The sequence below is a fragment of the Longispora albida DSM 44784 genome, from assembly GCF_000379825.1.
GTDB classification, from domain to species: domain Bacteria; phylum Actinomycetota; class Actinomycetes; order Mycobacteriales; family Micromonosporaceae; genus Longispora; species Longispora albida.
In genome coordinates, this window is record NZ_KB903835.1 from 313,571 (window position 1) to 333,293 (window position 19,723).

Sequence of the window (19,723 nt, forward strand, 5' to 3'; positions counted from 1 at the left end):
GATTGCGGCCGTTGCCGCAGCCGTGGCTGCCTTTGCTGCCTTCAGCGCAGCGCGGAAGGCAGCGGACTCGAGCCGAGAGCTTGCTCAAATTGAGCGAGATCGCTGGCATGCGGAGCTAACCCCCGAGTTCGAAATCTCCGTACAGCCAGCACTTGGGCTGTCGCTCTCGCTGCGAGTGGTGCTGGTGGGACCGGCTTTCCTTGATCATTTAGATGAGGTGGTCATCAGTATTCGCGATGACCAACATCGAGTTGAGGCTCTTGAGGAAGTCCGAGAGCCCACCACTAAAGAGCAGAGCGAAGATCGGGTTTTCGGGCCAGAACACTTCATCAGGCACGTTCCGCAGTCGCGGGCGTGCCCGACAGGGAAGCTTGTTGGCCGCACGGGAGATCCCTTTCGGGCTCTACTAGGCGATGAACAGCAACTCACTCTTGCTCCAACCTCAGCCCCTTCGTGGTGGTCAAATCTGTCACGCGATAGGTGGGACAAGGTGTACAGGAGGCGGCCGATCAAACTAACCCTGCGATGCACGCTCGCTGGTCATTCACCTTGGATCGTGCAGCATGAGATTCCGTGGGAAGAGTTCGTCGACCATCGGGTTGCCCCCGCCAGCCATACCGTAGACGAGAAGAGCAGGGGATAGCTCGAACCCTACTGACCAGGGAGTACGTGTAAACATGCAGGTCAGGGTGTTGGTAGGTGTTGACCTTGGGCTGTCTTGATGGCCACCCTTTTCAAGATCGTCTCCCAGATTCCTCCCAGGCCGGCAGTGGGATCGGGCAGCGGCGGTTAGGGGTGGATGCGGGAATCCATAGTTGATCAATCTCGTGAGCCTCTGGGCGCCAGTTCGACCTCCGAGTGGGCGGTCTTACGCGCATGCCTACTACAAAGTCGACGCAGTCTGGCACTGACGGCCAGTCAGCAACAAGAACGGCTGAAACACTCCCAGCAGTGTTTCAGCCGCTTTTTGTGTTTCAGGGGCGATCGCTGGCGCATGACCCCGAGGGCCAGCATCCTTTGCCCTTTTTGTCTTAAACAGAGTGGTGGGGAGTTTTAGCGGGGACCGAATCTGGCTCGTGTCCCCAACGTGTCCCCCGAGTTTTGCCAGTTCAGGGGCAGTTGGGGGACATGGGGGACATGGGGGACACCAGGCATGTCCCCCTGGGTGTCCCCTGAGCGGATGTGGTTCCGCCGGGGTGTCGCGGAGCCCACCGGGCAGTCAAGGCCAGCGGGCTAGCCTTGATAGATGATCAAGGCGGAGGATGAGGGTCCGCAGTGGCCGATGGCCGGACCCGCCGCGCCTGGCCATGGATTGCCCGCCGCTGTCCCGGCACCCGCTGCGGCGGTACCGGCCGCCCCGCCACCGGCGCGGCGTCGTCCCCATCGTGGCCTGGTGTGGCTGGTGGCCGCTGGTGGTGTGCTGGTGGTGTGCGGGGTGACGGGTGGTCTGGTGGTGCGGACGGTCGGGGAGGGCGCCCCGTCGTGCTGCCCGACTCCTGGCTACGCGACGACGCAGTACCTGGTGTGGGTGACGAGTTCTGACCCTGCTGACGCTGACCGGGCACGGATCAACGTGGCCTGCTCAGCCAGGGAACACCGCGCGGCGTACACGGTGGTGCAGGCGATGCTCCAACGCGGAGCTGAGAAGGGGCGCATGGAGATAGGCGGGCAGGGAGACCTCCAACCGGGCCGGGGCGGCGGGCGGCTGCCGTTCTACATCTGGGTCGAGGGCGCGGCCGGATGGCGCGGGCAGTCCTGGGGGTGGGCGGTCCTGCGGGTCGATGACGGCGACTGGTGCCTGGCTGGAATCGAGCCGTCGGAAACTGAGCTGTTCATGCCGTAGCCGGACGCTACGTGCCTGGTGCGTGCATGTCTGGCGGACCCGCAGAGCTACCGTCCGGGCATGGCGGCCTGGCGTGTGGTGTGGCAGCGGTACCCCGGCACGGGCGGTACCCGCGAGATCATCGTGCACACCGTCGCCGAGCTACGCCGCGCACGCGAGATCGCCCTAGCCGACCCGCACACCGTGGCAGTGCGCTACTACCGCCGCTACGACGACCGCCCCCGCGTAGACGACGCATGCCCAAGAGGCCATCCGCTGCCCAGGGCTCAGGTGCACACCCAGTGGTGCCGCTGCGGCCTGGTGCACGTCCGAACCGGACTCTGCAGCACCTGCCGAAACAGCGAGCCAGTGTGGGAGCCAGCTTTCGGCCGGGGCTGCGGGCCACTCCCAGCCGACCCGCAGCGCACCAGCCACGGAGTACCGCCGTGAGTCTCTACCGCTGTGCTTCCGCCAGCTCAAGGAGAACAACCGCAACGGGGCGCATGCTCGTTACGGTGTGGGCTGCTCCGGCCTGGTTAAGGGCGTGGATCTTCCGGGGTTTGTTGGCGTAGCCCAGTACCGGCACGCCAGCAGCGATCCCGCTTTCCACGTCAGTCACGGTGTCCCCGATCAGCAGGCACGTCGATGGCTCGCTTTGAAGCGCGCGAGCAGCGTTCAGGAGCGGCGCTGGGCTTGGCTTCATTCGGTCGGGTGCTGCGTAGGCTCGGCCGATGATTGCCGCAAAGTGCCCGATGAGGCGGTGTGCAGTGAGGTACGCGGCAATGGCTGCCTCGGAGTTGTTGCTGACAATGGCCACGGGCTTACGCGCTTGGCGCGCTGCGACGATTACCTCACGGCCGTACGGCGTTGGCTCGGCTGTACGCACTGCCTGAACCTCAGCGGCGCACAGAGCATCCTCTACCGCGCGCGTCAACCGGGCAGTGCCTTGCCGCTGAGTCCAGCGGAGGACTTCCAGCGGGTCCGACTCAGTCTCGACGGCGCTGACGTCGACACGCTCGGCGTGCAGCACTTCGCGGAGCACGGCGGCGACTTTCGGCGCAGGGTAACCGGCGAATACGCTGCACACTGGCCCATCGAAGTCGAGCAACAGGGGACCGTGCCCGGAGATCAGTTCCGCAACATCTGGGCCGCTCGTCATGCTTCGTACTCTCGTGCGATCGTGTCCCAGACGGAGTCGAACCACTGGCCAGCGCCCTCTACAAACTGGGTGCCGTGCGATGCGCCGTCCTCATTGACGGTGTAGTGGAACAGCGGGACGTCTTTGCCTAGCAGGTCATAGATCGCGGTCGGTTCACCCTGGATGGACACCGTACGTTCGATTACGGGATAGAACCCGAACCAAGCCTCTTCGCCGTTCAGGATGTACATCTTGAACAGCGGAGCAGCACTGTGGATACGCACAATGGCCTGCGCAGAGCGGACTAGGCCGAGATCCGCAAGTTCTGCTACTTGATCAATGATGCCGTCAGCCGCCCGCCGGGTGATCCGGGCGGCTCGCTGACGCACGGCGGGATCGTCCGCCTGAGTTGCCGCCAAGGCCGGGAGCGCCATAGGCACGTTCATGTCGGAGATCAAGACTCGAATCAGGATGCTCTCCGGCGTCAGGTCACCGGAACGCACCTTGTCCAGTACTTCCGCGATCGCATCGCGCAGCGTCTCACCGGAGAAGCCCGCGAAGTCGATCGTCACGTGAGGCCGCTCGAAAGCTGCTTCGATGTGTGGCCTCAACTCGACGGGCCGTTGCGTCTTGGCCCGGACGTACACGCCGCTTCCCTGCTTCGCGATCACCAGGCGCTCAGCCTTGAGCAGGTCTACCGCCCGGCGTGCCGTCTCTTTCGCGACGCCGAAGTAGTCAGACAGCGCGGGCTGCGACGGCACCCGAGCGCCGGGTGCCAACTTTTGAGTCAGGATGGCCGCACGCAGGCGGTTTGCGATCTCACGCGAGCCCAGCTTGGGGGCCGTTGGGTCCACTTCCCCGAGGTAATCAAGGTTCTCTGCCACGAGTACAGGCTACAGGCTCCCTAGCCAAGTTGGGAAAATCTTGGCAGGCCCCTTGACCTACCTAGGGAACCTCGCCTACCTTGATTCCAGGCAACCTCCCTAGGTAAGTCGGAGGGGTTGAAGTAGCTGGTCAGTGGCTTGGAAGGCCCGATGAGGGCGCGCCTGCGCTGGCTGTGCGGCTGGTCTTTGAGAACTCCATAGAGGTGCACGGTTACCGGTTCTCGCGGTGGTCGTGTGCAGGTCTGCCCGCTGGGTCATCCGGCTTGGCGGTTTGGATCTCGGCTGCGGCGTCTTGGTCGTGGCCGGTCAACGCAAGGCGGGAAGGAGGGCCTGTTGTGGGCTCGAATTTTGCCGCGTGTGTGCGGCTGACGATCAAGAGCAAGTCGACGTGGCGTCGCTGCTCGGAGTGCTCGGTGACGTCCGGGCTGCCGGGTGATGAGACGCGCTGTACCTCGTGCCGCAAGGCGGCACACATCCGCCGTGCGGCCTGACGGCCCGGCGGAACACAAGACCTTCCACAGACGGCGGGAGGGCCAGCGGCGGCTACCGCTGGCCCTCGTTTCGGGTCGTCACTACATCGACTGGAGCTGGACCCATGATGAGTATCCCCCTGCGCTACCCGGGTGCTGACCCGGACGGCGCGGTTGAGGTGGACGTGCTGGACCTGCTGGCCGGGCCGGGCGTGGCTGAGCTGGCAGAGATCGAGGCGGAGTGGCCGGAGCTTGAGCTTGGGCTTGAGCTGACTGGTTTGGAACTGGCGCGGATCGACCGGCCCGCAACGGAGCTGGACTTCCGGCGTGAGCGGCGTCTGGTGCGCCAGATTCTCGCGATGCGCAAGGCACGGCTTGCTGCCGCTGCCGGGCACCTGGTGCTGCGGGCGGTGGCGGCATGAGCGAGCCGGTGACCTACACGCACCCCGACGTTTTCACGACCGGTGTCGAGCAGGGCTGGGCCGAGCGTGAGACCAACCCGGCCGCGATCGACTGGCCCGCACGGCAGGCCGTGGCCGCTATCCCGTTCGAGGTGGTTGACGGCCGTCCGGTGAACCCGTGCGCGTCGACAGGCATCCGCTACGGCCGCAACAACCTCGGCCTGTGGGGCGAAAACCTCATGGCCGATGCCCTCGTAACAGCCCGGTACGACGGCGGGCTTTACGTGCTGATGGTTGAGCGCGCTGACGGTCACGGCTGGGCTGTGCCGGGCGGCGCTGTCGACCCGGGCGAGACGGGCCTGGACGGCGCGATCCGCGAGCTGGAGGAAGAGACCGGACTGACGGTCGATCCTCTGTTGTGGACGGTGAGCGAGGCGCGGTACGTGCCGGACCCGCGCGGGTCGGATGAGGCGTGGGCGGTGACGGTGGCCGCGTCGGCGTTCCTGGGGACGGTGCTGAACCTGCCTGCCGTGCGGGGCTGCGATGACGCGCGGCGTGCGGAGTGGGTACGCGCGGACAGCAGGGCGGCCCTGGAAGAGGACCTGGCGCAGCGGTTCGGCGGGCAGATCTTCGCCGCGCACGTCGACCTGGTCGACGCGATCTGGCAGGAACAGCAGCCGGTGGCGGCAGTGGCGGGTGTGCCGGTGCTGGTGCGCCAGGCCGGGCCGTGCGAGACGGGCGGGCTGCACCAGGTGGCGCGGGGCGAATCGTCGGTCCTGGTCCTGACGGCCGGGGGTCAGCGGACGGCTGACAACGGCGTGGAAGTGGCCCTGTCGGGCTGCGAGGGCTGCGGGGCGGTGCTGCTGGAAGTCGGCTCGTTCTGGACCGGCAGCCCGTTCGTGGTCCTGGAGATCGGCGGGGCGGGGCTGGAGGCCCGGCCGTGAGCCGGTCGGCACGCTACCGGGCGGCGTTCAACGACCCGGAAGGGCTGCGGCACCAGGGCGTGCCCACGTTCCCGTGGCAGTCGGCACCGGACGGCTACGCCACCCGGCGGCAGCTCCGTGCCGCTGGGCTGCGGCCGGGAGGCCAGCCGATCGCCGCGCAGGTCCTCTGGCGCGGCATCGGCGGGACCCGGGCCGCGTACCTCTACCGGCTCGACCTGGCGCTCCCGAAGAGGACCGCCACGGCCGCGCAGCTCGCCTCACTGGGGCGGGCTATGGCCGTGCGCAGGACGTGCACGACGTGCCGGATCGAGCGCCCGTACTGCATTCCCCGGTCACTGGGTGAGTGCCTGAGCTGCGCCGAAGGAGACGAGCAGCGATGAATTCAGAAGAGACACGCGAGGCCACGCTGGCGATGATCCGGTCCGCGATGGACGGCGGATGCCCGTTCCCCGTGTCCATGCACGTGTCCGAAGACGGCCTGTACGTGGTGCTCCAGACGGCCACGGTCACGGGGGTCAGGAAGTGGGCTGCGGCGCTGTGGCTGCGCGAGCCTGAGTCGATCGTCTACCAGCGCGAAGACCACACCTGGCGTCGTCTGACACGCACGGGGCCTGCCGTTTTCGCGGGTGTGTGCTGGTCCGTCAGTTCCTACCAGTCAGTGAGCGAGCAGGAGGCAGGGCTGTGATGAAGAAAATCGGTGGCTGGCTGTTCGTGGTCCTGGTCGCGCTGTTCGTGTTCAAAGACCCGGCCGGTGCTGCGGAGTGGGTCAAGACCATCTTTGGCGGGCTGGGTGAGTTCGCGGGGGCGTTCGTCAAGGACGACAAGTGAGCGCCCCGGCACCGGCACGGGGTAGCGCGTACCCGGTTCCGGTGGAGGACTTGCTGGGCGCGGCGCTGGACATGGCCCTGGAAGCCGGGGAAGTGCCGTCGCGGAACCGGCTCATGGCGGAGCTGCGGATCGGTGCGGCCAAAGCGAGCCAGGTCCGCGACGCGCTGACCGCGACGGGCACGGACTGGGCGGTGGCCGGGCGGCTGCTGGCCGACGCGCCCGATGAACGGGCGGCGGCCGTGCGGGGACGGCTCCTGGATGAGCTGACCGCAGCCCCCAGCCCGCCCGAGCCGGAGCCGGTACGGCACCTGCACGCGGTACCCGACACCGAGACGGAAGCCGTGGCGTACCCGGGTACCGGCCCGGACCACGACCCGCAACCCGGGCTGCCCGAACCCGCCGTGCCAGAGCCGGTGCCCGGCGGGGATGCGCTGGTCACGGTAGCCGCGTACCCGGGTACGCCGCCGGCCCGGCCGGTGCGGCGGGTGCGGTCGTGGCCGCTGCTGCTGCTGGCTCTCCCGGCGTTCGTGGCGATCTGGTCCGGGTGGGTCGGGCTGGGTGAGCTGGCCGGGTTCGGCATCGTGCACCCCCTGCCCGGCATCGCCGACAAGGTAGCGATCAACACGGCAATAACGCTGCCGATCGGCATGGAGATCTACGCCGCGTACGCGCTGCGCGTGTGGCTCTCCGGCAGCGTTCCGCAGAGGGCGCGCAGGTTCGCGCGGTGGTCTGCGATCGGGTCGCTGCTGCTCGGCGCTGCCGGGCAGGTCGCCTACCACCTCATGGCCGCATCCGGCGTCACAGCCGCACCGTGGCCGATCACGACAGCGGTCGCGTGCCTGCCGGTCGCGGTACTCGGCATGGGCGCGGCACTCGCACACCTCATCAAGCACGACGACGACACGAAGGACGTGATCTGAGATGGCGCAGGAATCGTGGATTGAGGTCCTGGTCAGCATCGCTGAGCACTGCCTCAAGCAGGGAGATGACCCAGAAGTGGTGCTGCACGGGCTCATTCGCATGCTCCGCAAGGGCGACACCGGCACAGGGCGGCAGGCCGTGAACGTGACTCAGACGCTCGGCAACGTCGGCCCTGGGTCGGTGGTGATCGGCCACATCGGACAGCAGTAGGCGCGGCAGCCCGGCCGGTCTGGCGGCATCCCCGGTTCGACTCCGGGGCGGGCACGGAGGCAGGCCGCTGGGGCTTGCCTGATCTCAAGGGAGTTTTCGGATGAGCAAGCGTCACGAGACCGCCGACACCACCGCGTTCACCGACAAGGCCGTTTTCAACTACGGCTGGATGTGCGACTGCGGCAAGCGGGAGAGCGCAGCGACCTCGGGCTACGAAACCCTCGCGCAGTCGCAGGCTGCGGCTGAGGCACACAAGCGGCGCAGGTAGCCCTGCGGCATGCGCAGCGGCCCGGCTGGCAGGCACACCCCGTTCGAGCCGGGGGCGGGCGCGACGGGGTCAGTCATCAGGGCCGACCCGGTTTCCGAAGGAGACACAGGCTATGGCGAAGGCAAAGGACCCCTACTCGAACCCGTTTCGCGTCATCTTCTCGCGGCAGTGCAACTACTGCAACGGCACGGGTCAGAAAAGCCAGCTTGCAGGCGGCACCGACATCTTGAAGAACGGCAAGCCGGTCGCTTTCTCTCACTACAAGACCATGCAGACGTGCCCGCTCTGCAACGGCACGGGCAAAAAGTAACCGTGCCCGGAGCACGGCCCCATAGGCGTAGGAACCTGGCCGTGCTCCGGCCCTCTGACAACACAGGATGCGGCAGAAGGAGTTCCAGTGAAGCATGAACGAGACGACGGGGAACACGAGCTGTTCGACCGTCTGGAACGCGAGATGACGCAAGACGGTGGCGCGGCGGCCGGTGTGACGGATCTGGACGCGGAGCGTGCGCGGCGGCGCAGTGGCCCGGCGGATCAGCATTTTGAGGTCTCGCTGGACGACGACGAGGACGACGGCGGGCCGGAGCGCGGCGGGGGCCTGGTCGTGGAGCCGGTGGCGGTGGCGGGCCGCCGTGAGGTGATTCCGTCGGAGTGGCGGGGCTGGGCGAACATCCGCGCGACGGTCCGGTACTGGCTGGCGTATGCCGGGCATGTGGCGGCGTTCCACGCGGTCCGCTTGCCCTGGTACGCCGCGCAGGCGTTGTTCTGGGCGGTGGTGGGTGTGTTCCGGGTGGCGGGCCGTCAGATTCGCTGGTGGTGGGTGGCTGAGCAGCACAGCCTGCGGCAGGCTGCCGCCGACGCGAATGATCCGGGGACGTGGCTGAAGCTCCACAAGGAGACCCGGTCTACGCGGATGTGGCGGTTCATCGTGCTGGGCGGTGAGGTTCTGCTGCTCGTGCTGGTCCTGCCGGTGGCGTGGGCGGTGGCTCCGTGGTGGGCGCGGGTAGCGGGGGTGGTCGCCGCGGTGGCTTTCCTCGCGCGTGCGGGCCGTCCGGCGGACCGGCGGATCGTGTCTGCGGCGGTGGTGACAGCGAGGCTGCGGAGGCTGAGCCCGGATATCGTGCTGCGCGCGTACTACGCGGCGGGGCTGGGAAACCCGGACCGCGCTGACAAGGTGGTGCAGTTCGGTTCGACGATGCAGCGTGACGCGTCGGGTACCGGGTCGCAGGTGGTGATTGACCTGCCGTACGGCCGGACGTTCGATGACGCGGTGAAGAACCGGGGCGCGATCGCCTCGGGACTGGACGTGTCGGTCAATCAGGTGTTCCTCACCAGGGATGCGACCTCGCATCGCAGGCACCTGCTGTGGGTGGCAGACCGTGATCCGCTGGCGATCCCGGCGGGCAAGACGCCGCTGCTGGACTGCAAACGGCGCTCGATCTGGAAGGCCGCGCCGTTCGGGCTGGATGAGCGGGGCAGGGCGGTGGAACTGTCCCTGATGTGGATCAGCGTGCTGATCGGCGCTCAGCCGCGTAAAGGCAAGACGTTCTCGGCACGGCTCCTGGCGCTGTACGCCGCACTCGATCCGTTCGTGCGGCTGTTCATCGCAGACGGCAAGTCGTCTCCGGACTGGCGGAAGTTCGCCCTGGTCGCAGAGGACATGGTGTACGGCACCCATCCGACCCGCGATGACGCCGACCCGGTGACGCACATGCGTCTCATGCTGCGGGCGGTCAAGGCGCACATTCTCCGGGTGAACGAGATCCTGTCCGGGCTGCCAGTGGATCTGTGCCCTGAGGGCAAGCTGACGGCGGAGCTGGCGCGTGATCCGAAGTGCCCGGACCTGCGGGTAGTGCTGCTCGTGCTGGAAGAGTTCCAGGTGTACTACGAGCTGGACGACAAGGACGCATCAAGCGAGATCGCCTCGCTGCTGTCGTACATCATGGCCGTCGGCCCGTCCTCGGGCGTGGTGCTGCTGTCGGCGTCGCAGAAGCCTTCCGGGGTGGGTGGCGCGTCGAACATCGGGCAGTTGTTTACCCGGTTCCGCGACAACCACGCCGCGCGGTTCGCGCTCAAGTGCGGCAACCGCAACGTGTCCGAGGCGATCCTGGGCGGGGACGCCTACGCCGAGGGCATCGACGCGTCCACGCTGCCGACCGGCAAGCCGTACCTGGGTGTCGGCTACCTGTACGGGCTGACCGACGACACGCCGACTGTGCGGACCTACCTGGCCGATCACGCCGACGCGGAAAAGATCCTGATCGCAGCCCGCAAGCACCGTGAGACAGCGGGCACCCTGGCCGGGATGGCAGCCGGTGAAGTCACCGTGCGTGAAACCCGCGATGTGCTCGCGGATGTCGCATCGGTGTTCGCGGCGGGGGAGACGGGGTTGCAGTGGCCGGTCATCGCGGCCCGGCTGGCAGAAGCCATCCCGGAGCACTACGCGGACCTGTCCGCCGACGCGATCTCGGCCCAGTGCCGCTCGATTGGTGTACGCAGCGTCAACGTCAAGTCCGGCGGTGAGGTTCTCAAGGGAGCCAAGCTGGCCGACGTCCGGGCCGCGATCGAGGGCCGGGACGCCGCCTGAACGGTAGCGGCCCTCCCGCTACCGGTAGCGGCTGCGCTACCCCAGCCGCTACCCGCCCAGCCAGCTAGTATTTCCGCTGGTAGCGGGTAGCGGCCGGACCCCTTCCAGCCTGGAAACCGCCCTGGAGGGCAAACCATGACCATTCTCGCCGCTACCCCCTCTGCCCTCAGTCCATCGATGATCGTCGCTGGCATGGTTCTAGTGACCGTCACGTTCGGTTACGCGCTGTCGTGCTGGCTCGCGCCGTTCGCACGCTGCCGCCGCTGCGCCGGGGCCGGCACGCGCAAGTCACTACTCGGCCACCGAAAACCCTGCCGGTCGTGTGACGCGACCGGATGGCGGCTACGCGCCGGACGCCGCATCGCGAACACGCTCCGTGATCTACGCGACGCCAGCCGATGACCCGCCACGCACCCGCAAGGAGGTACCCCATGAACAACCAGAACGCGCTGCTGAACGCAGCACTTACTGCCGCTGCCCGGGGCTGGGCGGTGTTCCCGCTCGTGCCGGGCAGCAAGCGCCCGGCGTTCCCCGGCCACACCAAGGACGACTGCACGCTCAGCGAGTACCGGTGCCGTTCGGCTGGGCGGCACGTCGGGTGGGAGGAACGCGCGACCACCGATCCTGGCCGTGTCCGGCGGGCGTGGGCCTCGGTGCCGTACAACATCGGGATTGCGTGCGGGCCGTCCGGGCTGGTCGTTGTTGACTGCGATCTCCCGAAGGAACTCACGGGTGAGGGTAACCCGGCGCAGTGGCCGTGTGAGTGGGCGGCCGAGATGTGCACGTGCGGCGCTGACGTGCTCGCTGTCGTCGCGGAGCGGGCTGGGCACACGTGGCCATCGGAGACGTTCATCGTGCGGACTGGCGGGGGCGGGGAGCACCACTACTACCGCCACCCCGGCGGCGGCCCGGCGCTGCGGAACACGCAGGGGGAGCTGGGCTGGCTGGTCGACACCCGCGCTCACGGCGGCTACGTCGTCGCCCCCGGTTCCATCGTGGACCGGCGGCCCTACGCGATCGAATGGGACACCGGCCCGGCCCCGCTGCCGGGCTGGCTGGCCGGGCTGCTCGAACCGGCCCCGCTGCCCCCTCAGGAACCGGTTGTAGTCCAGCTCCGGCCTGACCGTCGCGGCAGGTACCTGCAAGCCGCGATCGACGCCAGTGTCTCGGCCGTGGTGAAGTCCGGCGACGGGCAGCACAACGCGGCCCTGTACAGGGCGGCGGTGTCTCTCGGGCAGCTCGTGGCCGGGGGAGAACTCACCGAGGCTGAGGTCATCTACGCCCTGAGCCAGGCAGCCGCGCGTATCAGGCACGGGCAGGGCGGTGAGGCCCGGCGCACGATCCGTTCGGGGCTGAGGGCTGGGGCGGCACGGCCTAGGAGCGTGGCCGCATGAGCGCGCATCGGTGGGTCTGGCGTGGCCGGTACAACGCGCACTGCCAGATGTGCGGGACGTGGGCGCAGCGCCGCCCGTCGCCGTACGAACGGCGCTGGTTCACCGAATGGCGGCTGCCAGACGGCACCTGGCGCGACAACTACAACGGTGAGCCCGCACCGTCCTGCACGAGGGGAGGAACGTCATGACCGGCGAACACGAACGAGCGCACCTGCGGGCCGTGCCCAGCCCGGAACCGGCTGAAACACTGCCGCGTGAGCTGCCCCGTCAGCGCGTGTGGTGGACAGCATGCGATCTGATGGCCCAGGAGTTCGAAGAGCCCAAGTGGGCTGTGCCTGGCGTGTTCTGCGAGGGAGTGACCCTGCTGTGCGGGCCGCCGAAGGTCGGCAAGTCGTGGCTCAGCCTGGACCTGGCGCTGACCGTCGCGTCCGGCGGCACGGCGTTCGGGCGTATCCCGGTAGAGGCGGGGCCGGTGCTGTACCTGGCGCTGGAAGACACGGCACGCCGGTTGCAGGACCGCATGCGGACCCTGCTGGCTGGCGGCAGCGCACCGGAAAACCTCACGCTCCTGACCGCGTGCCCGGCTCTCGACATGGGCGGCCACGACATGATCACCGGCTGGCTCGACGCCAACCCCGGTGCGCGCATGATCGTGGTCGACGTGCTCACCAAGGTGCGGGCGGAGGCGTCGCAGGGCGCGACGGCATACCAGGCCGACTACGCCGCCCTGGCGCCGCTGCTGCGGATCAGCCACGACTACTCGATAACGGTCGTCGTCATCCACCACGTCCGCAAACAGGGTTCGGATGACTTCCTGGCGACGGTCTCCGGCACCAACGGCCTGGCCGGTGCCGCAGACGCCACGATGGTTCTCGCACGCTCACGCGGTACCGCAGACGGCGTGCTGCACATGACCGGCCGCGACATCGAAGAGGCCGAGCACGCACTCGCGTTCTCGAAAGAGACCGGCCGCTGGACCATGCTCGACGGCCCGGCAGAGCTGCACACCACCACCGACACCCGCTCGGCGATCCTCGCGTGGCTGCACGCCAACCCCGGCAACGGACCACGCGCGATCGCGGCCGGAACCGGCCTGGCCGAATCCAACGTCAAGAAGACATGCCAGCGGATGGCGGCAGACGGGCTGCTGTCCGCTGACGCTAAAAGCCGCTACACCGCGATCGGCCAGCGGCACCAGGAGCAGGGGGACACGGCGGGGGACATCCCCGGTGTCCCCCATGTCCCCCGTGTCTCCCTACTACCCCTGAGCTGGGAAAACTCGGGGGACACGCAGGGGGACACTCAGCCCGGGACGCCCCCGGTGGCACCCGGCAGCCCGGCACCGTGAAAGCCACTCTGAGGGCCGGGGTAGCACCTAACCCCGGCCCGCCCGAGATCTTGGCTCCACGGCCCTCTCAGACCCCCTCTGAAACGGCCACTGTGGAGCCGCAACAGCAAGTCAACACAAAGGACAGTGAAGCACGGAAAGGCGCTCAGGGAGCCATACAGGGGCCGCGCGGCCTGCCAGGGGAGGGGTGCAGTTATGAAGTCGAGGGATTCTGAGCCCAGCGGGGCTCGCGGAAGTAGCCTGTTGAGCCGCATCACGCTCTACAGCCCGGCGGAGGTTGCTAAGGCTCTTCGGTGTTCAGAGTGGTGGGTGAAGGAGCAAGCACGCAAGCGCCGGATTCCATTCACCTGGCTCGGCGGAAGCTACCAGTTCACCGAGGAACACGTAGTCGAAATCATCCGCGTGTTTGAGAAGACACCGGCCAGCATGACGCCTGCACCATCGGCCGCGCGGCGGGTCCCGCAGCAGCGGAAGGCATTGCCTGCGGGGTCCGCGCTACTGGTGGCCAGGGTGCCACGCCGTGCGCAGCGCGCCGGAGAGCCAGGCTCGTAATTGGACTGTGTGTTTTTCAGCCGCCCGGCCTTTTGCCGGGCGGCTTTCCTTCGTCTGGAGAGGTGGTGACGCCGCATGGCGTACGCAGAGAACCGCACGGGTTACTGGCGTGGCCGGTACAAGATTGAAGCGGGGAATTACGGCACGGTCAAAGACGAGGCGGGCGCGACGATCCGCTTTCGTACCAAGCGAGAGGCCGAGCAGGCAGCAGAGGAAGAAGAGGCCAAGGTCCGCAAGCGCACCTGGCGTGACCCTGCTCTGGGCCAGGAAAAGTTCAGCTCGTACGTCAACGAGTGGTACGCAGGTCAGGATCTCGCCGTATCGACCATGCAGACCTACCGGCGCAATATTGAGACGCACCTGCTCCCGGCGTTCGGTGGCCGGGCGCTGGCTGACATCAAACGTTCCGATATCGACGCGTGGGAGAAGGCCGAGCGGGCGCTGGGCTACGCGGAATCCACCATTAAGACCTGGCGGGCAACACTGCACCTGATCCTGTCGGACGCGCTCCATGACAAGCTGATCACTGCTAACCCGGTGACCAAACGGCGGGGTCGCGGCAGGCGTGCTGGCCGCTCAAGCCGTCGTGGGCCAGAAAAGGCTGTGACCAGCGCTCTGGGGATTGTCCTGATCGCTGAACGGGCCGCCCTGCTGTCGGGCCGTGATGATGAGTTTGTGGCCATCGTGACCAAGGGGTTTACCGGCATGCGGTGGGGTGAGCTGGTCGGCCTGGAGAAGGAGTATGTCCGGGCGCGGGAGCTGCGGGTGGAGTGGCAGCTTTACGAGCTGGACACGGGGGAACTGCACCGCTGCCCGCCCAAGGACGATTCCATGCGGACCGTCGACCTGCCGGAGTGGCACGGCAAGCTCCTGGCTGACCACATCGCGCACGCCGCGCCCCAGCCGTGCGCCTGCCACGGGCGCACGTACGTGTTCAGGGGCCACCGGCCCGCCAACGGGGCGGCCAGCCAGCCGGGGGCCAAGATTGTGGACGTGGCCCGGCGGGCGGGGGTGTCCACGGGCACGGTGTCCAACGTGCTGAACCGGCCGGACACGGTCCCGGAAGTCACGCGGGCCAAGGTGCAGTCGGCCATCTCGGATCTTGGCTACGTGCGCAGCGCGCGGGCGGGAGAGCTGGCGGCGCACTGGCGGCGGTCTGGCTTTGCGAGCTGGCTATTTCACCCGGCGGCCACGGGCCAGTATCCGTCGCAGGGCCAGCCGCGACCGGTGCCGGTCCTGGGTGAGCCCTGGCCCGGAGTGCCTGCGAGGGGGCGGGGCGCGGCCCTGCGTGCTGATGCCTGCTGGCTGCCGGTTGCTCCCAGGCTGACGCCGCACGGCCTCCGGCACACTCACAAGACGCTCATGGACGGTCTCGGTATCCCCGCTCAGCTCAAGGACGAGCGGATGGGGCACCTGGACGGTTCGGTGCAGGCTCGCTACTCGCACATCACTGCCGAGATGAGAGAAGGGCTCATGACCGGCTTGACTGGACTGTGGCACGCCGCGCTGGCCGAGCGCCGGTCGCTGAGCCCGGGCTCTCCGGTGGGTGCACTTGACCGGCTGCTGCGCGGGAAGATTCCCGGCTTCTGACGGCCGGTTTTCAAGATCCTCTCCCAGGATTCTCCCAGAACAGATCTTGAAACGAATCAGGGCCGGTTCCCCGTGAAGGAGAACCGGCCCTGACCTGCACTTATCTTGGTCGGGGTAGCCGGATTTGAACCGACGGCCTCTACGTCCCGAACGTAGCGCGCTACCAAACTGCGCCATACCCCGAAGCGTGCCGGGAAATAGTAGCGCAGCCCCCAGGGGCTAGGCCAATCGGGTTACTACCTGGGGACGAGGGTCAGGATCGTGGCCTCCGGCGGGCAGGCGAACCGGAAGGGCGTATAAGGATTCGTGCCCAGCCCGGCCGACACGTGCAGCCAGGCGGCGTGCTCGCCGGCCGCGTACCAGTGCAGGCCCTTGGCCATCGAGCGCGGCAGGTCGCAGTTGGTGACGAGCGCGCCGACCCCCGGCAGGCAGACCTGGCCGCCGTGTGTGTGCCCGGCCATCATCAGGTCGTAGCCGTCGGCGGCCATCCGGTCGAGTACCCGGGGCTCCGGGGAGTGGGTGACGGCGATCCGGACGTCGGCTTCCGGGTCGGCGGGGCCTGCGACGGCGTCGTAGTCGTCGAGGTGGATGTGCGGGTCGTCCACGCCGGCGAACGCGATCTGCTTGCCGCCTGCCTTCAGCGTGGCCTTGGCGTTGTTGAGGTCGGCCCAGCCCGCCGAGGTGAGCGCCGCCCGCAGCTCCTCGGCCGGGAGGTCGGCGCCCTGTTTGTAGACCCGGTTCGGGTTGAAGTACATGAACGGGTTCTTCGGGACCGGGCCGCGGTAGTCGTTGGAGCCGAAGACGAACGCGCCGGGGAAGTCGAGCAGTGGCTCGATCGCCCGCAGCACGCCGGGCAGCGACTCGGGATGGGCCATGTTGTCGCCGGTCAGCAGGACCAGGTCAGGGTCGAGGGCCGCGAGTGAGGCCACCCAGTCCTGCTTGCCGCGCTGGCCGGGCGTCATGTGCAGGTCGGTGACCTGCAGGACCCGGAGTGGCTCGGCGTCGGCTGCCAGGACCGGCACGTCCACCCGGCGCAGCGTGTACCGCACGCGCTCGACGAAGGTGCCATAGGCGACGCAGGCGGCGCCGGCGAGGCCGATCGCGCCCGCCAGACGAAATACAGTGCGTGTCCGCATGACGCCTAGCGTAGTTTTCCCGGTATGGCGACTCTCAAGGACCGGCTGGAAACCGACATGCGTTCCGCGATGAAGGAGCGCGACGAGCTGCGTACGGGCACCCTGCGCATGACCCTGACCGCGATCAGGAACGCCGAGGTGGCAGGCAAGACCGCCCGTGAGCTGTCCGACGACGAGGTGCTGGCCGTGGTCGCGAAGGAGGCGAAGAAGCGCAGGGAGTCAGCGCTCGCCTTCACCGAGGGCAACCGGCCGGAGCTGGCGGAGCGGGAGCTGGCCGAGGAGCAGATCCTGACCGTGTACCTGCCGGTGCCGCTCACCGACGACGAACTCGCCGGGATCGTCGCCGAGGCGCTGGCCGCCGGGAGCTTCGAGGGGCCGAAGGCGCTGGGGCAGGCCATGAAGGCCGCTCAGGCTGCCGTCGCCGGTCGCGCGGAGGGCGGCAGGGTCGCAGCTGAGGTACGCCGCCAGCTGGGCTGAGCAAGACCCGCTCACAGTGAACGGAAGGGCCGGGAGGATCATCCTCCCGGCCCTTCTCACGCGTACTGGCTAGCGGTCGTTGCCCCACGGCCACGGCAGCCCGATCCCGCCGATGCCGCCACCACCGCCTCCGCCACCGGTACCGCCGCCTCCGGTGCCGCCTCGGCCGTTTCCGTTTCCGTTGCCGTTACCGCCACCTGGGCCGCCGCCGTTCTGGGTCGGCGTGGCTGGCGGGGTGGCAGCGGGGCCTGCGCTCAGGACCAGGGTGATCGTCGAGCCCTTCGGAGCCTGGCCGGTCGGCGAGGTCTCAGCGACCGTGCCCGCCGGGCAGGCCGAGGCGGACGCCGAGCCGCCGACCTCTGCCGCGAACCCGGCCCGCTGAAGGATGCCGACAGCCTCGCCGACCGTCTTGCAGGTCACCGACGGGACCGGCTTCTGGTCGCCGTAGGCCATGAGCTGCGTCGGGGGTACGAAATCCTTGACGGGTTTGTCGCTGTGGTAGGCGGTCAGCGCGGCGATGGACGCGGCGTTGACCTCCTCGTGCATCTCGGTGGCGCTGCGGTTGTGCGTGTCCGGGTCGGCGGCGATCGCGGCCAGCGAGAGCTGCGGGGTCGTGGCGACCAGCGAGGCACTGGTGTTGTCCGACGTACCGGTCTTGCCTGCCACCGGCCGGTTCAGCTTCTGCTTGACCTCCTGCGCGGTGCCGCCGTCGCACTTCTTGAAGTACGACTGGTCGCCCAGCGGGCACCGGGCGGCGTCGATGGCGGCGTTGGCCACCTCGGGCTTGATCGCCTGGGTGCAGCGCGGGTTGGCGGTGTCGAGCTTGTTGCCGCCCAGGTCCTTGATCTCCAGCACCGGGGTGGGCTCGCAGCGCAGCCCGCCGGCCGCGAGGGTGGCGTAGGCGTTGGCCAGGTCCAGCGGGGTGGTGTCGCTGACGCCGAGGCTGAAGGCGCCCCAGTTCTTCGCGTGCTCCGGCTTGGCCAGGTTCTGGTCGCCCTCGGTGCGGAACTTGATCCCCAGGTCCTGGGCCATCTTGACCGCGCGGTCGGCGCCGACCTTCTCCTGAAGCGGGATGAAGAACGTGTTGACCGAGCGGCCGAAACCGTTCCACATCGTCCGGTTGCCGTTCATCCAGCCGGGGTTGGCGTTGACCGGGCAGTAGTGCCGGGAGTTGCCGTCAGAGGAGACGGCACCACAGGACGCCTTGCTGCTGCGGTCGATCCAGTAGCCCGACTCGTACGGGCTCTTCGCGTTGATCGTGTACGCCAGCGGATACCCGGCGTCGAGCGCGGCGGCCAGCGGGAAGATCTTGAACGTCGAGCCAGCCTGGTACCCGGTGATGTCGCCACCGCCGCTGATCAGCTTGTTGGTGGTGTTCGGGTAGGTACCCTTCTGGCCCTTGCGGTCGGGGTTGGTGCTCGCGCCGTTGCCGGTCTGGTCGAGGCTGTACGTCCGGTTGACGGCCATCGCCTTGACCCGCCCGGTACCCGGCTCGATCGCCGCCATCGGGATCGCGAACGAGTTGGTGTTCTTGATCTGGGCGGCGAGACCGTCCACTGCGGCCTTCTGGAGGCCGAGGTCCAGCGAGGTGGTGATGGTGTAGCCGCCGCGCTTGAGCCGGTCCTCGCGCTCGCCGGGGCTGGTCCCGAAGGCTGGCTGTTCCTTCCACCAGGTGATCAGGTAGTCGCAGAAGAAGCCGGCGTCGTTCGGCTTGGTGTTGACGCAGCCACCGCGCGGCTCGCTGGGCTCGATCTTCTTGACGTCCTTGTTCGCCTCGTCGGCCTGGGCCTGCGTGACGAACTTCTGCTTCACCATCTGGTCGAGGACGTACGTGCGCCGCTCGAACGCGATCTTCCGGCCCTCCTTGGTGGAGGGATCCGACTCGCTCGGCGACTTCACCAGGCCGGCGATCAGCGAGGCCTCGGCGAGAGTCAGCTTGTCCGGCGTCTTGCCGAAGTAGACCTGGGCCGCGGCGTGGATGCCGTAGGCGCCGTGGCCGAAGTAGGAGATGTTCAGGTAGCGCTCGAGGATCTGCTGCTTGGTGAGCTTCTTCTCCAGCGCCATCGCGTACCGGATCTCGCGGAGCTTGCGCGCCGGGGTCTGCACGGTCGCGGCCAGCACCTCCTGCGGCGTGGTCGCGTTGTACTGGAGCGACTGCCGGACGTACTGCATCGTCAGCGTCGACGCGCCCTGCTGCTCGCCGTCGTCGCCGCTGTTGTTGTTCGCGACGAAGGCACGGAGCACACCCTTGGGGTCGACACCCTTGTGCTCGTAGAACCGGGTGTCCTCGGCCGCGATGATCGCCTTCTGCATCACGTCGGCGACGCCGGTGATCGGGACGTCCCGCCGGTTCTCGTCGTAGAGCATCGCGAGCTGCGTCTTGGCGTCGCTCGCGTACACGTACGTGATCTGGGGGGCCGGCGGGTCCTTGAGCTCGCTCGGCAGCTTCTCGAAGGCCTCGGCTCCCGACTTGGCCGCAAGGCCGGACACCGCGACGGCGGGGAACGCCGCAGCGGCCACGACAACGCCGGCGAGGACCCCGCAGATCAGCAGAGAGGTGGCGTTGGAGAGCAGGCTGTGATCACGGTCTCGCATCCAGTGCACCGCCTCAGAGTACGTGACGCGCCAATATGGCCGGCACCCCAGCAAGGGCCGGCCTGAACAGAGATAAGACGCGTCACAACGCTGCCCGGTTGCACCTTTGGCGGAATCCATCCTGGCTCCGGCACATCGACCGATCAAGGGGTTACGGC

20 protein-coding genes and 1 tRNA gene are annotated in these 19,723 nt (G+C 68.0%); 16 read left to right on the forward strand and 5 right to left on the reverse strand.

Annotation, left to right across the window (positions count from 1 at the left end; translation table 11 throughout):
• Window positions 1-1,246 precede the first annotated feature (1,246 nt).
• Window positions 1,247-1,843: a hypothetical protein gene (locus A3G1_RS0124780; RefSeq protein WP_157641375.1), complete on the forward strand. Its 597-nt coding sequence runs from the start codon at window positions 1,247-1,249 to the stop codon at window positions 1,841-1,843.
• A 433-nt stretch (window positions 1,844-2,276) separates the two neighbouring features.
• On the opposite strand, the gene A3G1_RS0124785 is transcribed toward A3G1_RS0124780, so the two are convergent.
• Window positions 2,277-2,981, reverse strand: a complete 705-nt coding sequence (locus A3G1_RS0124785; protein WP_018352195.1) for an HAD family hydrolase — start codon at window positions 2,979-2,981, stop codon at window positions 2,277-2,279.
• On the reverse strand, window positions 2,978-3,844 hold the full coding sequence (locus A3G1_RS0124790; RefSeq protein WP_018352196.1) for a winged helix-turn-helix domain-containing protein: 867 nt from the start codon (window positions 3,842-3,844) through the stop codon (window positions 2,978-2,980). Before A3G1_RS0124790 ends, A3G1_RS0124785 begins: the two co-directional genes overlap by 4 nt.
• Window positions 3,845-4,439: 595 nt before the next feature.
• Here A3G1_RS0124790 and A3G1_RS36730 point away from each other — a divergent pair.
• From A3G1_RS36730 to A3G1_RS0124855, 14 genes are all read left to right on the forward strand, one after another.
• Window positions 4,440-4,736: a DUF6284 family protein gene (locus A3G1_RS36730; protein WP_018352197.1), complete on the forward strand. Its 297-nt coding sequence runs from the start codon at window positions 4,440-4,442 to the stop codon at window positions 4,734-4,736.
• Window positions 4,733-5,659 (forward strand): NUDIX domain-containing protein, encoded by a 927-nt coding sequence (locus A3G1_RS36735; RefSeq protein ID WP_018352198.1) that lies wholly within the window; start codon window positions 4,733-4,735, stop codon window positions 5,657-5,659. Before A3G1_RS36730 ends, A3G1_RS36735 begins: the two co-directional genes overlap by 4 nt.
• Window positions 5,656-6,039 carry an RRQRL motif-containing zinc-binding protein gene (locus tag A3G1_RS0124805; RefSeq protein WP_018352199.1) on the forward strand — a complete coding sequence of 128 codons (384 nt, stop codon included), beginning with the start codon at window positions 5,656-5,658 and terminating at the stop codon, window positions 6,037-6,039. The genes A3G1_RS36735 and A3G1_RS0124805 overlap by 4 nt, the downstream gene beginning before the upstream one ends.
• Complete coding sequence (locus A3G1_RS0124810; RefSeq protein WP_018352200.1) at window positions 6,036-6,344, forward strand: hypothetical protein; 309 nt, start codon at window positions 6,036-6,038, stop codon at window positions 6,342-6,344. The genes A3G1_RS0124805 and A3G1_RS0124810 overlap by 4 nt, the downstream gene beginning before the upstream one ends.
• Complete coding sequence (locus A3G1_RS40820; protein WP_018352201.1) at window positions 6,344-6,487, forward strand: hypothetical protein; 144 nt, start codon at window positions 6,344-6,346, stop codon at window positions 6,485-6,487. Before A3G1_RS0124810 ends, A3G1_RS40820 begins: the two co-directional genes overlap by 1 nt.
• 41 nt (window positions 6,488-6,528) lie before the next feature.
• Entirely contained in the window at window positions 6,529-7,407 is an 879-nt protein-coding gene (locus tag A3G1_RS0124820; RefSeq protein ID WP_018352202.1) for a hypothetical protein, read from the forward strand.
• Window position 7,408: 1 nt separating this feature from the next.
• Window positions 7,409-7,618 carry a hypothetical protein gene (locus tag A3G1_RS0124825; protein WP_018352203.1) on the forward strand — a complete coding sequence of 70 codons (210 nt, stop codon included), beginning with the start codon at window positions 7,409-7,411 and terminating at the stop codon, window positions 7,616-7,618.
• A gap of 100 nt (window positions 7,619-7,718) precedes the next feature.
• A complete protein-coding gene (locus A3G1_RS40825) occupies window positions 7,719-7,886 on the forward strand; it encodes a hypothetical protein (protein WP_018352204.1) in 168 nt (55 codons plus the stop codon).
• Window positions 7,887-7,998: 112 nt separating this feature from the next.
• Window positions 7,999-8,196: a hypothetical protein gene (locus tag A3G1_RS0124835; RefSeq protein WP_018352205.1), complete on the forward strand. Its 198-nt coding sequence runs from the start codon at window positions 7,999-8,001 to the stop codon at window positions 8,194-8,196.
• Between the two features lie 87 nt (window positions 8,197-8,283).
• Window positions 8,284-10,473, forward strand: coding sequence for a hypothetical protein (locus tag A3G1_RS0124840; protein WP_018352206.1), 2,190 nt, complete (start codon window positions 8,284-8,286; stop codon window positions 10,471-10,473).
• 431 nt (window positions 10,474-10,904) lie between these two features.
• Window positions 10,905-11,867 carry a bifunctional DNA primase/polymerase gene (locus A3G1_RS0124845; protein WP_018352207.1) on the forward strand — a complete coding sequence of 321 codons (963 nt, stop codon included), beginning with the start codon at window positions 10,905-10,907 and terminating at the stop codon, window positions 11,865-11,867.
• Window positions 11,864-12,055 (forward strand): hypothetical protein, encoded by a 192-nt coding sequence (locus tag A3G1_RS40830; RefSeq protein WP_157641376.1) that lies wholly within the window; start codon window positions 11,864-11,866, stop codon window positions 12,053-12,055. The genes A3G1_RS0124845 and A3G1_RS40830 overlap by 4 nt, the downstream gene beginning before the upstream one ends.
• Complete coding sequence (locus A3G1_RS0124850) at window positions 12,052-13,215, forward strand: AAA family ATPase (RefSeq protein WP_018352208.1); 1,164 nt, start codon at window positions 12,052-12,054, stop codon at window positions 13,213-13,215. Before A3G1_RS40830 ends, A3G1_RS0124850 begins: the two co-directional genes overlap by 4 nt.
• A 627-nt stretch (window positions 13,216-13,842) precedes the next feature.
• Window positions 13,843-15,357 carry a LacI family DNA-binding transcriptional regulator gene (locus A3G1_RS0124855; protein WP_018352209.1) on the forward strand — a complete coding sequence of 505 codons (1,515 nt, stop codon included), beginning with the start codon at window positions 13,843-13,845 and terminating at the stop codon, window positions 15,355-15,357.
• A 106-nt stretch (window positions 15,358-15,463) separates the two neighbouring features.
• Here A3G1_RS0124855 and A3G1_RS0124860 read toward each other — a convergent pair.
• A tRNA-Pro gene (locus tag A3G1_RS0124860) sits at window positions 15,464-15,540 on the reverse strand.
• Window positions 15,541-15,593: 53 nt separating this feature from the next.
• Window positions 15,594-16,493, reverse strand: coding sequence for a metallophosphoesterase (locus tag A3G1_RS0124865; RefSeq protein ID WP_018352210.1), 900 nt, complete (start codon window positions 16,491-16,493; stop codon window positions 15,594-15,596).
• Window positions 16,494-16,517: 24 nt separating this feature from the next.
• Between A3G1_RS0124865 and A3G1_RS0124870 the strand changes: the two genes are divergently transcribed.
• Window positions 16,518-16,970, forward strand: coding sequence for a GatB/YqeY domain-containing protein (locus A3G1_RS0124870; protein ID WP_018352211.1), 453 nt, complete (start codon window positions 16,518-16,520; stop codon window positions 16,968-16,970).
• Window positions 16,971-17,039: 69 nt separating this feature from the next.
• Here the strand turns inward: A3G1_RS0124870 and A3G1_RS36740 are convergent, their stop codons facing one another.
• Complete coding sequence (locus A3G1_RS36740) at window positions 17,040-19,565, reverse strand: penicillin-binding protein (protein ID WP_018352212.1); 2,526 nt, start codon at window positions 19,563-19,565, stop codon at window positions 17,040-17,042.
• Window positions 19,566-19,723: the final 158 nt, after the last annotated feature.